We start from the raw sequence: 13,998 nt of genomic DNA, 5'->3' as shown, positions 1-13,998 counted from the left end.
GGTATGCTTAATGATTAGTACAAGCGGCATCACGCTCCGCTACGGAAAACGTGCACTTTTTGAAGATGTGAATATCAAATTCACGCCAGGCAACTGTTACGGCCTGATCGGTGCGAACGGAGCCGGCAAATCAACATTTTTGAAAATTTTGTCCGGTGAGATTGAAGCCAACTCGGGAGAGGTGCACATCACCCCGGGCGAACGTATGGCCGTTTTGAAGCAAAACCACTTTGAATATGATGAGTACCCAGTTCTCGAAACCGTAATTATGGGTCACGCTCGTCTGTATTCCATCATGAAAGAGAAGGATGCTTTGTATGCGAAGGCAGACTTCACAGAAGAAGACGGTTTGCGTGCAGGTGAACTTGAAGGGGAGTTCGCTGAGCAGAACGGCTGGGATGCTGAACCGGATGCAGCAGCACTCCTGATCGGTCTCGGGATCGATCGCGATATGCATGACAAAAAGATGGTAGAGCTTAGCGGTAATGAAAAAGTCCGTGTATTGCTGGCACAAGCGCTGTTTGGCCGTCCAAACAACCTGTTACTCGATGAGCCTACCAACCACTTGGATCTCGAATCCATTCAATGGCTCGAGAATTTCTTGATGGATTATGAAGGTACTGTCATCGTTGTATCCCATGACCGTCACTTCCTGAACAAAGTATGTACGCATATCGCGGACATCGACTTTGGTAAAATCCAGCTGTACGTAGGTAACTACGACTTCTGGTACGAGTCCAGCCAATTGGCTCTTGCGTTGCAGCGGGATGCCAACAAGAAAAAAGAAGAGAAGATTAAAGAGCTGCAAGCCTTTATTCAACGTTTCTCCGCGAACGCTTCGAAATCCAAACAGGCGACTTCCCGGAAGAAACAACTCGACAAAATTACGCTGGATGATCTTCGTCCATCCAACCGTAAATATCCGTTCATTAACTTCAAGCCTGAACGCGAAGCGGGTAAACAATTGCTGACTGTAGATCGTATTCACAAATCTATCGATGGCGTGAAAATGCTGGATGATGTGAGCTTTGTGGTGAACAAAGGTGACAAAATTGCATTTGTTGGCCCGAACGGTAATGCCAAATCACTGTTGTTTGATATTCTCATGGGTGAAACGGAAGCTGACAGCGGCGAATATACTTGGGGTGTGACAACGACTCAGGCTTATTTCCCGAAAGATAACTCCCAATTCTTTGACGGTGTGGATATGACACTCGTAGACTGGTTGCGTCAGTATTCCAAAGATCAGGATGAAACGTATCTGCGTGGCTTCTTGGGCCGTATGCTGTTCTCTGGCGAGGAGTCCCAGAAGAAGGCTAGCGTACTCTCCGGGGGAGAGAAAGTTCGCTGTATGCTGGCGAAAATGATGCAGACAGGTGCAAACGCACTGATTCTCGATGAGCCAACGAACCACTTGGATCTCGAATCCATTACTGCACTAAATAATGGTATGATTGATTTTGATGGAACGATGTTGTTTACATCCCATGACCATCAGTTCATTCAGACGATCGCAAACCGGATTATCGAAATTACGCCAACAGGTCTGATCGATCGCCAAATGAGCTATGACGAGTATCTGGAAAGCGACGAAATCAAAGAACTTCGCAACAAAATGTACCCAGTGGAAGCTTAATTCCACTTCAAATACGTGCAAGCGAAAAACCGCAAGTCCTCCCAGTGGAGGGCGTGCGGTTTTTTTTGTCGTGCTCATGATGATATACAGCTCTTATGCTGGCGCGAACCTAAGACCCGCCTGTACGGCGACGCTGGTTGTTCGGCTTTTTGTTGTTCTGGCTCTTCATGGCTTTAGGGCCGCCTTCAAAGTAAGCACCGGATTGGTTACCGGAGTTTTGCTGCTCTTTCTTTTGTGCCAGCTTTTGACGGATCGCATCTTGCAGGCTGACCTTTTTCGGTTCATTATTTTCGCTCATTATATATCCCTCCCGGTCTTGCAGTGAGCCGTCCAACTTGGACGGGATGTACTCATTTTATACGTTTTATAATAGCCTCACAAGGGCAACATGATAAAATGCCGATTTCCACCAGTTTTACCCAAGCCAAGATTGTTTCTCGTTTGCTACAGCCCTGCCCTCTGGAAACTTTGTTTCGGCTTAACTACAGCAATGCTGCTTGGCAAAACTGTTTCTGTAGACCCACACGACCTGTATTTGGTAACATGAGAAAACGATTGGAAACGTGAAAAAGGAGTGTCGTCCTGTTGAACGCATATGAAGAAATACGTAAAGGAGAGCGGGGAGCCTGGATCAGCATTGCGGCATACCTCGTTTTGTCTGCTTTTAAGCTGATCTGCGGATATTTGTTTGCTTCCAGCGCATTGGTTGCAGACGGTATCAATAATGCCACAGATATTGTAGCATCCGTTGCCGTGCTGGTCGGATTGCGTATCTCGCAGAAACCGCCAGATTCCGATCATGCGTATGGTCACTTTCGAGCGGAGACGATCGCGGCATTGATTGCCTCATTTATTATGGCGGTTGTAGGACTTCAAGTTTTGGTGGAAGCGGTTCGATCCTGGTATGTAGGTGATTATGCGGTCCCGAATCTCTGGGCAGCTGGCGTAGCTGTGATCTGTGCGATGGTCATGTTGGGTGTATACCGTTTCAACTCCCGTCTGGCCCAACAAATTAACAGCCAAGCCTTGCTGGCAGCAGCCAAAGATAATCGCTCTGATGCCTGGGTGAGTATCGGTGCTGCGGTCGGCATTGTCGGTTCCCAATTCGGTCTTCCGTGGCTGGATAAAGTAGCTGCCATCCTTGTAGGTCTGTTGATCTGTAAAACAGCTTGGGAAATTTTCCGTGATTCGACTCATCTGCTTACGGACGGGTTTGATCAAAAGCAATTAACGGATTTGAGATCTGCCGTTGCGCGTGTGCCTGGTGTCGAAATGATCAAGGATGTTAAAGCACGAGTACATGGCAGCCATGTTCTTGTTGATGTGGTCATTGAAGTAGATGGAGGATTAACGCTGGTGCAGGGCCATGAAATCTGTGATCAGGTAGAGGAACGCCTGAAACGATCACATAATATTATGCATGTTCATGTACATGTCGAGCCGAGATCAGAAGAAACACACCTGACATAAAGCTGTTAAAGCGAGGAGTATTAGAGCCTGAACATCAAAAGAGGACAGACGCGCTATGGCGTACTGTCCTCTTTACTTATGTTATAAACGATTATACGATATTATTGAATAGCAACGTGAATCCAGGCTTTGCCTTTCCAAGTGTACACTTGAACCCATTCGCCGCCGTCGAATCCGTCAACGACTTCACCCGTTGTATCAATGACTTGTGCACCCAGCGCACCGATCGGTTTGCCGTTTGGCGCATCATAGAACCATGTGCGCTCAAGCAAGTTAAGCAGCATCGTTGGCATTACAACTTCGTCACCCGGTTTTACAATCGGCTCTTCAAACATGATATCGTCTTTTGTAGACGGTGTCTCTGTTGTTGTTGAAGTACCTTGTGTACCTGTGGAATCAACTGTTGTGCCTGTTACGGTCTCTGCCTGACCTTCAATGGTTTCTACAGCAGGTTTGTTCACTTCTACAGCCGGCGTTGTTGTAGCTGGTGTAGTCGTCGTCGCTTCAGTACCTGAAGTTGTCGGTGTTACTGTGCCAGTAACCGCTTCCTCAGCACCTGCAGCGGCAGCCATGGAACCCATCAAAGTTAAAGCAGCGGCAAAACTTACGATTTTTTTCATTTGTTTTTCCTCCTCGGTTAGATATGTAGTTTTTGTTGTCCTGTGATAAAAGTAACCAAGCAAGCTGGTCTATGAATCACAAATTATAACAATATTTTCTTGGTTTCTCCAGAGTCAACTGGCGCATATGTGGGTATATAACAGGCCTGTAAAAATCAGACTATCGTGGTATAAAACCGGGCTGGCTATATCATTAAAGTCCTGTTTTTCCAGGACTCTTCGGCGGTTCATATTGGAATAAAGCAGGAGGGAGTGTAATACATAAATATAGAAAAATAGGAAAGTGCACCTGTCTTTAGAACGCACAAAAGCCGACGAGCCTGAAGGCGTCATCGGCTTTCGTATGTAATGCGATTGTCTAGACTTAGACAGCGGCAACTCATCGCATTCGGCTTCGTCCCGTAATGAGGGAAATGACGAAAAGTACAACAAAGATGAAGAACAACACTTTTGCAATCGAAGCAGCCGCTTCAACAATCCCGAAAAACCCGAAGATACCGGCAACCAGCGCGATAATCAGAAAAATCACTGACCATTTTAACATGAGAATTCATCCTTTCGTGTTATAGTTTGTGGCGTGAGTTGTGGTGTCTCACTGCCCTGTGTAGTCTAACCTTAACCGAGGTCAAAAGACTTGAAACATGGTGTTTTTTTCTTCTTCTATACTTCGCTGGAGGGATATTTTTCTTTTGTTTCGCCCGAGAAACCCTCGGGTAACTATAGCAATAACAAAACCGACGTAACCATGGAAAGAGAGGTTCTTTTATGATCTATCAACTAAGCGTGGCCCTGATTGCAGTGGCATTTGCTGTACTTGTTTTCTTTTTGATTCGCACGTTAAAATCGGCCCAGGGTTCACTGGACAATGTTTCTCAGACACTTCAGGAAGTGCAGAAGACCATTGATGAGCTCAGCTATGAAGTAAAACAGACCGTAAGACATGCCAATGACATCACTGCTGACGTGCAGCACAAAATGAAGAAGATTGACCCCGTGATGGAGTCGGTTGAGAATCTGGGAGAAGTACTTAGTGAGGTTACGGCAGCGGCCAAGCAGGTGTCCACTACACTGATGACCCGCTTTCAGACGAAGTCGTCCAAAGGGGAAACAGGCAAATCGTCTGAATCTAATCTCAACCAGGTAACAGCTCCACCTGCTACACCAGCGGAACGTACCCTGCAATCCTATGAAGCTACATATCAAGATGAAGCAAAGGGCGGGAAGAAATGGATGAATTATATCGATCTTGCAGCTAATGTGTGGCAACGACTGCGTAAATAACATGACCGCTTTCTGAAATTTAGTGAAGCCTTCAGGGCGGTAATGAACCTGATGAAAGGGTGAGAATCATGATGAAACTACTGCTAGTGACGATGTTTAGCGTAATTTCTCCCTTTTCCGTTCAACCGGCAGCAACGCCTGCTGCTCACGACTTGCAATGGACGGTAATGGAGGAGCAGGTGCCAGAGATGACTATGGCAGTTGATCGTTCCGAGACGTTCGAGCAGTTTCGGACTCTGAATGGCATTTCACTGGAAGATAGAAAACATGAATTGTTTATCAATCTTGGCCAGCCAATTTCCATCAAAGAGGACCCCTATCTGGGATGCCCGGAATATCAATTCCGTGATGTGAATGTCGGCGTATGTGAAGATACAGGCATAATTCAGTATGTACATGTCGATGGTTCACATGATGATCTGAAGTTGAATGGGAAGTCTATCCCGATGAATATTGATGCGATTCATCAGGTGCTGGGCAAACCTTATCATGTTGCTGAGGATGGCGAAGTTTACCTTCGTGGCCATTATGCAATCAAAGTGTATATGAAACCAGGCTCCAGGGAGATTGAAGGCGTTGACTTTTTTGACGATACGGTTACCTGAGATGAATGATTCAGCTTTCGTTTCAACGTAAAATAGTATGGTTATATACTATAAGAGCTCGATAAAGAAGATTATATCAGAGGAGAGTGGAAACGATGAATTCAACCAACGAACAGGCTTATGCTAAAGTGGTAGAAAACGGAGTTCAAGCAGTAGAAGCGGTGAAAGAGTTGCAGACTACTGGATACTTGGCTGATCATATCTTCGTGCTTGCACATGAGAAGGATCGTACGGATCGAATTGCAGATACTGCAGATGCTAAAGAGATTGGCATTAAGGAAGAAGGTCTATTTGATTCCATGGCGAACCTGTTCCGCTCACGCGGTGACGAACTTCGGGCGAAGATTGTATCGATGGGCTTCACAGAAGCCGAGGCTGATTTCTATGAAAGTGAATTGGATAAAGGCAAGGTACTGATCATTGCCAAAAAGAAAGACTAATTTTACAGCCTGAACGCGGGATCGTTAGTTCAGCAAATGTTCTGCGGTGAACCGGGAAGGCTTAATCAAAAACATAGATAAGGAATGGGGTAAACCCCATTCCTTATCTATGTTTTTGCAAGTTGTGCGCCTGGCATGGAGATTCCCATCTGGCGAATGTATGCCAGGCAATGCAAAAACGGATGTGAAAATGAACGAATGAATTCCCTTTGATGGTTATTTGTGATAGAAGTTTTCTGGCTTTATCATTATAGTTATACTAGGAATTGTTATGTCTACTGTCTCTCTGAATGCAAAATTTGTATAAATAAGGTTGTTCGTTGAATAGATAACTATCGACAAACCCGGACGCCATAGATAAGGAGATTGAAATGAGAATACTTATTGTTGACGACAATCCGACAAATGTCATTATCATTAGAGAAATTTTGAAAAAGGAAAATTACCGGGATATTGTGACAGCAAGTTCAGCCATGGAGATGTTCGAAGTATTGGGGATCGGTGAAGATAACAGCGAGCTGCGTCCCAAAGCGTCGGATATTGACCTGATTTTGCTGGATATGATGATGCCCGAGATGGATGGGATTGAAGCCTGCAGCATTGTGCAAAAATTCGAAAATCTGAAAGACATTCCGATTATTATGGTAACCGCAATTGGTGATTCCAAAAAACTGGCAGAAGCGCTCGATGCAGGGGCATCCGATTATGTAACGAAGCCAATTAACAAGGTAGAATTGATGGCGCGAATTCGGCTGGCCTTACGTCTGAAACAGGAAAAAGATTGGCACAAGGAGCGTGACCAGCGGATTCAGGATGAGTTGAAACTGGCAGCGATGGTACAAAACGCTGTGCTCAGTCATGCGATCGAAGATCCTTTGTTTCAAGTACATGCCATCTACAAACCATCCTTTGAACTCGCAGGAGATCTCTACTCCTGGTTTCCTCTCGGAGAAGGGAGGTACGGGGTGTTACTTCTCGACATGATGGGTCATGGCATATCCTCATCTCTGTTTACGATGTTTATCGCTTCCGTGCTTAAGGATACGGTAACGACTTATGTAGACCCGGAGAAAGTTATTCAGGAGCTGAATCGTCGCTTTAACCAGCTGCATCTGGGAAAACAGTTGGTGCAGTATTACTTTACAGCGATTTATTTAGTCGTAGACACGCGTATGAAGCGCATTGATTATGTGAATGCCGGGCATCCACCAGCTTTATTTTTCCGTAGTGACGGCAGCGTGACTTCCTTTGACAGCGTGTGCTGTCCTGTGGGCTTGTTTGACAAAATGGATATTGAGCCTCAGACCATTCACTACGAAGGTGAGGGACATATTGCGATGTACACGGATGGTTTGCTTGAAACGGTCCAAGGTGACCAGGAGCAGCAACTGGAGTTTTTGAAAGAACAATTAAAAGGTTCTCATAAGTGGAATGAAGAAGCGATGCAGACGTTGTTCTTCGATGACGAATTGAATCAGGAACGGGACGATGATAAATGTCTGGTATGGATCACCTTGGATAAAGGGGCGGAAACCGAATGAAAATCAGGAATAAACTGCTGATTGGTTTTACCGCCTTGATGGCCATTATGATCATGCTTACCTTTGTGAGCTATGAGCGTTTGAACAGCAGTAATAAGCAGATCGATCAGATGTATCAGGAACGTTATCTGAAGGTAAGATTTACTTCAGCTGCTCGCGGAGAAGTCAATGATATTGCTAAAGTGCTGGCTAACTTGTTATTAAACCCGAACAATTCGGTCAGCGCGGCTGAATCGGATCTGAAGGAAATGAAGGACAGAGGTGTCCGTTATCTAGAACAGGTGAGAGACCGGGCAGATACCGCTTCTGAACATCAACTTGTAGACCGTGTGAATAATGCATGGGATGCTTACACGAATTATGCAACAAGAATAACCAGCTTGATGTCTCAGAACCGGGTGGAGGACGCTAACAATTATCGTAATTCCACTGGACTTGCGGTGCAGAAGGAAACGGTGGACAGCTTGAATGCATTGTCTCGTTATCAGGATCAGGAGATTGATGCCGAGATCAAAGACGCCAATGCTGCATATAGCAGGGCTGTCCAGATCACAATTAGCATTATGATCGCTGGGTTACTGCTGGCTTTGGGTGTCATTCTGTGGGTGCTCCCAAGCATTTCGCGTGGTCTGAATACGGTATCGATGATGATAACGAGTTTTGGCAAGGGACGTTATAAAACGATCCGCCGGATTCAAATCAAGTCGACCGATGAGATCGGTCAAATTGCTTCCGTTTTTAAAGAAGTCTCTAACGATCTGGAAGAAAAGCTGGAGATTGAGAAAGCTTACGTGCAAGCCCAGCAAGATCAGAACTGGATGAGTTCCAACATTGCAAGAGTTCCTGAGCTTCTTCGGGGAATCGGCTCCATCCGGCAAATTTCCCAGATGTTTATCAGTGAATTCACACCTGTGCTTGGTGCGCAATTGGGTGTGGTGTATCTGATTGACGAGGAGAAACATCCAGATGAATTGAGACGTTATGGTTCCTATGCTTTTGAAGAGAATGGCGAGCTTGGTAAAGAGGTGTATCGGATCGGGGAAGGTATGATTGGTCAAGCTGCACTGGATATGAATCCGATTGTGCTGGAGCAGACACCTGATCAATATGTGAGCATCGGCTCTGCCTCGGGTTCGGCACGTGCTGCCGGAATTATGATCTATCCGGTCGTGTTTGAAGACGAACTCATTGGTGTGGTGGAACTGGCTTCCTTTGAAGGTTTCAGCGAAATGCACAAGCAACTGTTTGGTCAGTTAATCATGAATTTGGGTGTTATCCTTAACAATGTGCGACGACGTCTTCGTGTGGAGGAATTGCTGCGGGAGTCTCAGGCGCTTACAGAAGAGCTACAGGTGCAATCCGAGGAATTACAGACACAGCAGGAAGAATTACGCCGTTCCAATGAAAATCTGGAAGAACAGACCGACGCACTCAAACGTTCTGAAGAGCTGCTGCAACGCCAGCAGGAAGAATTGGAGCATTTTAATACCGAACTGATTGCCAAAACGCGAGCGCTCGAAGAACAGGTACGTGAAGTGGAAGAGAAAAATGATGAAATTGAGAAAACAAAGACACAATTGGAACAGCAGGCCATGCAATTGTCGATGACCAGCAAATACAAGTCTGAGTTTCTGGCAAATATGTCGCATGAGCTGCGAACTCCACTCAACAGTCTGCTCATATTGTCTCAGTTATTGTCGGAGAACAAGGATGGCAATCTCAGCAGTAAACAGCAGGAGTATGCACAAACCATTTATATGTCCGGTGCAGACCTACTGAAAATGATTGATGAGATTTTGGATCTATCCAAAGTAGACGCAGGCAAGATGGATATCAACTATGAGACTGTTCGGTTGGATGAGCTGACCAGCTTTGTCACCCAGAACTTTGGCCCGATGGCCAACAAGAAGGAACTGGATCTTAACTTCGATTTCGACAATTCCCTGCCAGAATGGATCTATACAGACAGTCACCGGGTGAAACAGATTTTAAGAAACTTGTTGTCCAACGCATTCAAGTTTACAAACCGTGGCTCGGTAAGTCTGATCGCGAAGCGTATGAAACCAGAGGAATTGCCTGGGTATCTGAATACGAATCAGAAATACCTTGGATTTAGCATCAAAGATACCGGGATTGGCATTCCGTCCGATAAGACAGATCTGATCTTTGAAGCGTTCCAACAGGTAGACGGTACAACTAGTCGTAAATATGGTGGTACGGGACTTGGCTTGTCGATCAGTCGCGAACTGGCACGCCTGCTTGGCGGGGCAATACAGGTTGAATCCGCTGAAGGGGTGGGCAGCACCTTTACATTATTCTTGCCGGATAATCATCAAGATGCCGAATTGGCAGAGGAAGAAGCAGCGAGAGAAGCAGCGGTATCTACAGAACAGCCGCAAGAAAGGTTGCCGGATATCAAGCCTGTTCGTTCATCTCAACAATCTATACTTGCACCTGATCCGGAACGAAGTCGTGTCGCTGATTTATCCCCTGCTCGTGGTGCAGAGTTAACTCGGATTGAGGACGATGTTAATAACATCGTTGAAGGTGACAAAACACTGCTGATCATCGAAGATGATGTGAACTTTGCCCACATTCTGATGGACATGGCGAGAGGTCGGGGGTTCAAGGCATTGGTTGCTCTCCAAGGGGATACGGGACTGGAGATGGCCCGTGAATACTTGCCTGATGCAATCATTCTTGATATCCAGTTGCCTGTAATGGATGGGTGGACGATATTGGGGGAACTGAAGAGCAGTTCCGTAACACGTCACATCCCGGTGCATGTCATCTCCGTTGTGGATGATATGAAACAAGGGCTGATGATGGGAGCCATTGCGTATCTAAAAAAACCATCCAGCAAAGATTCATTGGATAAAGCATTCTCTCATATCGAATCCTATACTGAAAATCAATTAAAACGACTGCTCATCGTTGAAGATGATGAAATTCAGCGTAAAGCAATCATTGAATTGATCGGTCATGATGATGTGGCTATCACGGCTGTTTCTACAGGGCAAGAGGCACTGAATGAATTGCACAGCCAGCGTTACGATTGTATGGTACTGGATCTGATGCTAACGGATATGACAGGTTTCGAATTGCTTGATCAGATTCGGGATGATGAATATCTGAATGATTTGCCGATTATTATATATACCGGCAAAGAGCTGGATTCGAAAGAAGAGATGAAACTTCGCAAATATGCGGAATCGATCATTATCAAAGACGTGAAGTCACCAGAACGTCTGCTGGATGAAACGACATTGTTCCTGCATCGGGTAGAAGCCAACTTGCCAGAGGACAAACGCCGTATTTTGCAGAAGCTTCATAATAAAGAGACTTTGTTCGAAGGCAAAAAAATATTGCTTGTTGATGATGATATTCGAAATGTGTTTGCATTATCCAGTGTGCTTGAAGGGTACCGTATGGAAGTTACGTTTGCTGAGAACGGCCGTGAGGCATTGGAGGCACTCGAGAAACATCCAGAATTTGATCTGGTGCTGATGGATATGATGATGCCAGAGATGGACGGATATGAAGCGATGACACGGATTAGACAGAATCCGAAATTCGATAAATTGCCGATTATTGCACTCACAGCCAAGGCGATGAAAGATGATCGAGGGAAATGTATTGAGGCTGGAGCATCCGATTATGTAAAAAAACCGATTCAAACCGATCAATTGTTGTCATTAATGCGGGTATGGTTGTATTCGTAAGCGTATGGTTTGGGTAATGAAGGACAATAACGCATACGCAAGTAACCAATGATGAAGTGGAGAGAAGATATGACACCGTGGGAACCTAACGAAACGGGAGCAGATACGGTTCGTATACCGCAAGATGAAGAGCGTGAACTGATCGAAATTGAATTGTTGCTGGAGGGAATGCATCGTTTGTATGGGTATGACTTTCGGAATTATGCGCTGCCATCCCTGAGACGAAGAATATGGCACTACGCGCATGCAGAAGGTGTGAAAAGCATATCTGGGCTGCAGGAAAAAGTTTTGCATAACCGTTCATCGTTTGAACGCTTTGTACAGAACTTGTCCATACCCGTTACAGAAATGTTTCGCGACCCATCGCTTTTCCGTATGTTTCGGGAAAAGATCATTCCCATTCTGAGAACCTATCCGTATATCCGGATATGGCATGCAGGCTGCTCTACGGGGGAAGAAGTTTACTCCATGGCTATTATGCTGCATGAGGAAGGGCTCTATGACAAAGCACGAATTTACGCTACGGATATGAATGACCGTTCACTGCAACAGGCCAAGGAAGGCGTATACGGTATTGAGAAAATGAAGTTGTTTACAACAAATTATCTGGAGGCAGGGGGCACGAAAGCCTTCTCCGAATACTATACAGCGAAATATAATTCCGTTATATTTCACCCGTTTCTTCAGAAAAACATTATTTTTGCCGAACATAACTTGGCAACAGACCGGTCATTTAATGAGTTTAACGTTATTTTTTGCCGCAATGTCATGATTTATTTCAACGATGAGCTGCGGAACCATGTGCACGGGCTGTTTCATGAGAGCTTGAGCCACTTTGGCATACTCGTTCTGGGATCAAAAGAATCCATTCATTTTACAGAATATAGTGATGCCTATGAGCCGTTAGACCGGACCGAAAAAATATACCGGAAGATCAAATAGGGGGTTAGGCTTAGCTATGGGGCTCAATGAACCAATCCACATATTATTGGTAGATGACCGCCCTGAGAACCTGCTTGCGCTCGAAGCAGTTCTGGAATCAGAGCAGTACAAACTCGTCAAGGCAAATTCCGGAGAAGAGGCACTCCGTTGTTTGCTCAAAGACGAATTTGCGGTCATTGTACTTGATGTACAGATGCCTGGGATGGACGGAATTGAGACAGCGAAATTAATTAAGGCACGAGACAAATCGAAAGATGTGCCGATCATCTTTATCTCGGCAAACAGTAGAGAGGCTGAGCATCTGTTTGCCGGGTATTCAGCGGGAGCCATTGATTATATGGTCAAACCGTTTATTCCTCAGATTTTGAAGTCCAAAATCGAGGGTTTTGTGGAGATGTTTATTTCAAACAAAAGACTCAAAACACAGACGATGCTGCTTCATCAGAAGACGCAGGAGCTGGAGAAGATGAATCAGCAGCTTGTACAGGCCAAAGAAGAAGCCGAGATTGCGGCTAATGCCAAAACGGAGTTTCTGGCCATGATGAGTCACGAGATCCGAACACCGATGAACGGAGTCATCGGCATGGTCGACCTGTTGATGGAAACCGAGTTGAAGGAAGATCAGAAGGAATATGTCGATATTGTTCGTCGTAGTGCCGATGCGCTTGTTACGGTGATTAATGACATTCTTGATTTTACCAAAATGGAGTCTGGCAAAATGGAGCTGGAGGAGCATCCATTCGAACTGGTTTCCTGCATACGGGAAGTGCTTGGCTTATTTGCTGCAGAAGCAGGCAAGAAAAATTTGGAATTGGATTATTTCCTCGAGGACTCTGTGCCAGAATTAATCTATGGAGATATGGCACGGCTCCGTCAGGTGCTGTTGAATTTGATTGCCAATGCGGTGAAGTTCACCGACCATGGCGGTGTCTATCTGATTGTCTCCGTGAATGGAGAGCAGGAGGGAAACCTGTCTTTGGAGTTTGCTGTCAAGGATACGGGAATAGGCATTGCATCGGATAAAGTGGATCGCCTGTTTCAGCCGTTCTCCCAGCTGGATACGTCGATGACCCGAAAATATGGCGGAACAGGTCTTGGCCTTGCCATTTGTAAAACGCTGGTCGAAATGATGGGTGGACAGATCTATCTGGATACCTCTGAGAAGCGGGGAGCTACCTTCGTATTTACCATTCAGGCCAAGCGTTACATTGAAACGGAACTGGTTCAGGGCGGCAGCGAAGAGAAGTTGACGGATGTGAAAAATGAACATAAACATCCTACCGTGTTAATTGTGGATGATCACCCCATTAATCAGAAATTGATGGCGATTATGTTGCATAAATTGGGACTGCTTTCGGATATTGCGGAAGATGGTCAGAAGGCTCTGGACATGGTAATCGAGGCCACGTCGCCATATGATTATATTTTTATGGATTTACAGATGCCGATCATGGATGGTTTGGAATGCACAAGACGCATCCGTGAGAGCGTACCCCAGAAGAAGCAACCCGTCATCATCGCGATGACGGCTAACGTAATGGAAGGCATTCAGCAACGCTGTATGGCTGCAGGGATGGATGACTATATCAGCAAACCGGTAAAAATGGGCAGTGTGAAGCAGAAGCTTGCACATTTCCAGAAGAAACATCAGGTTATAAATCCAGGCTCTTCTGCAATGAATCATGCGAATTGAATTTTTTGCCAGTTATGTTTCCTGTTTCACTCGTGCGTAAGTTGGGTT

At 45.5% G+C, this 13,998-nt stretch carries 12 protein-coding genes; 9 read left to right on the top strand and 3 right to left on the bottom strand.

Annotated elements, in window-relative coordinates:
- The first annotated feature begins 10 nt into the window (after positions 1–10).
- The gene (locus tag AC1VYS_RS24240) at positions 11–1,636 is read left to right on the top strand and encodes an ABC-F family ATP-binding cassette domain-containing protein (protein WP_482911798.1); all 1,626 of its coding nucleotides are present in this window, start codon (positions 11–13) and stop codon (positions 1,634–1,636) included.
- 109 nt (positions 1,637–1,745) lie between these two features.
- On the opposite strand, the gene AC1VYS_RS24235 is transcribed toward AC1VYS_RS24240, so the two are convergent.
- Positions 1,746–1,934 carry a hypothetical protein gene (locus AC1VYS_RS24235; RefSeq protein WP_090924473.1) on the bottom strand — a complete coding sequence of 63 codons (189 nt, stop codon included), beginning with the start codon at positions 1,932–1,934 and terminating at the stop codon, positions 1,746–1,748.
- A 284-nt stretch (positions 1,935–2,218) separates the two neighbouring features.
- On the opposite strand from AC1VYS_RS24235, the gene AC1VYS_RS24230 reads away from it, so the two are divergent.
- Positions 2,219–3,106, top strand: a complete 888-nt coding sequence (locus AC1VYS_RS24230; RefSeq protein WP_482915108.1) for a cation diffusion facilitator family transporter — start codon at positions 2,219–2,221, stop codon at positions 3,104–3,106.
- A gap of 101 nt (positions 3,107–3,207) precedes the next feature.
- Here the strand turns inward: AC1VYS_RS24230 and AC1VYS_RS24225 are convergent, their stop codons facing one another.
- Together AC1VYS_RS24225 and AC1VYS_RS24220 are read right to left on the bottom strand one after the other, a co-directional pair.
- Positions 3,208–3,726, bottom strand: a complete 519-nt coding sequence (locus tag AC1VYS_RS24225; protein WP_482911797.1) for a hypothetical protein — start codon at positions 3,724–3,726, stop codon at positions 3,208–3,210.
- 379 nt (positions 3,727–4,105) lie between these two features.
- The gene (locus AC1VYS_RS24220; protein WP_090924476.1) at positions 4,106–4,270 is read right to left on the bottom strand and encodes a DUF1328 domain-containing protein; all 165 of its coding nucleotides are present in this window, start codon (positions 4,268–4,270) and stop codon (positions 4,106–4,108) included.
- Positions 4,271–4,491: 221 nt separating this feature from the next.
- Here AC1VYS_RS24220 and AC1VYS_RS24215 point away from each other — a divergent pair, with 221 nt between their 5' ends.
- The 7 genes from AC1VYS_RS24215 to AC1VYS_RS24185 all read left to right on the top strand — a co-directional run bounded on the left by AC1VYS_RS24215 (position 4,492) and on the right by AC1VYS_RS24185 (position 13,950).
- The gene (locus tag AC1VYS_RS24215; protein WP_482911796.1) at positions 4,492–5,007 is read left to right on the top strand and encodes a DUF948 domain-containing protein; all 516 of its coding nucleotides are present in this window, start codon (positions 4,492–4,494) and stop codon (positions 5,005–5,007) included.
- Positions 5,008–5,075: 68 nt separating this feature from the next.
- On the top strand, positions 5,076–5,612 hold the full coding sequence (locus tag AC1VYS_RS24210; protein ID WP_482911795.1) for a hypothetical protein: 537 nt from the start codon (positions 5,076–5,078) through the stop codon (positions 5,610–5,612).
- 95 nt (positions 5,613–5,707) lie between these two features.
- Positions 5,708–6,052 carry a YflT domain-containing protein gene (locus AC1VYS_RS24205; protein ID WP_482911794.1) on the top strand — a complete coding sequence of 115 codons (345 nt, stop codon included), beginning with the start codon at positions 5,708–5,710 and terminating at the stop codon, positions 6,050–6,052.
- 371 nt (positions 6,053–6,423) lie between these two features.
- Positions 6,424–7,593: a PP2C family protein-serine/threonine phosphatase gene (locus AC1VYS_RS24200; protein WP_482911793.1), complete on the top strand. Its 1,170-nt coding sequence runs from the start codon at positions 6,424–6,426 to the stop codon at positions 7,591–7,593.
- Positions 7,590–11,315 carry a response regulator gene (locus tag AC1VYS_RS24195; protein WP_482911792.1) on the top strand — a complete coding sequence of 1,242 codons (3,726 nt, stop codon included), beginning with the start codon at positions 7,590–7,592 and terminating at the stop codon, positions 11,313–11,315. The genes AC1VYS_RS24200 and AC1VYS_RS24195 overlap by 4 nt, the downstream gene beginning before the upstream one ends.
- A 69-nt stretch (positions 11,316–11,384) precedes the next feature.
- Positions 11,385–12,257 carry a CheR family methyltransferase gene (locus tag AC1VYS_RS24190; RefSeq protein WP_251511825.1) on the top strand — a complete coding sequence of 291 codons (873 nt, stop codon included), beginning with the start codon at positions 11,385–11,387 and terminating at the stop codon, positions 12,255–12,257.
- Positions 12,258–12,273: 16 nt separating this feature from the next.
- Entirely contained in the window at positions 12,274–13,950 is a 1,677-nt protein-coding gene (locus tag AC1VYS_RS24185) for a response regulator (protein ID WP_482911791.1), read from the top strand.
- The last annotated feature ends 48 nt before the right edge of the window (positions 13,951–13,998 follow it).

This window comes from Paenibacillus sp. G34 (genome assembly GCF_056856875.1).
Note: the sequence above shows the minus strand (reverse complement) of the source record. Positions and strands in the feature narration are given on the sequence as shown.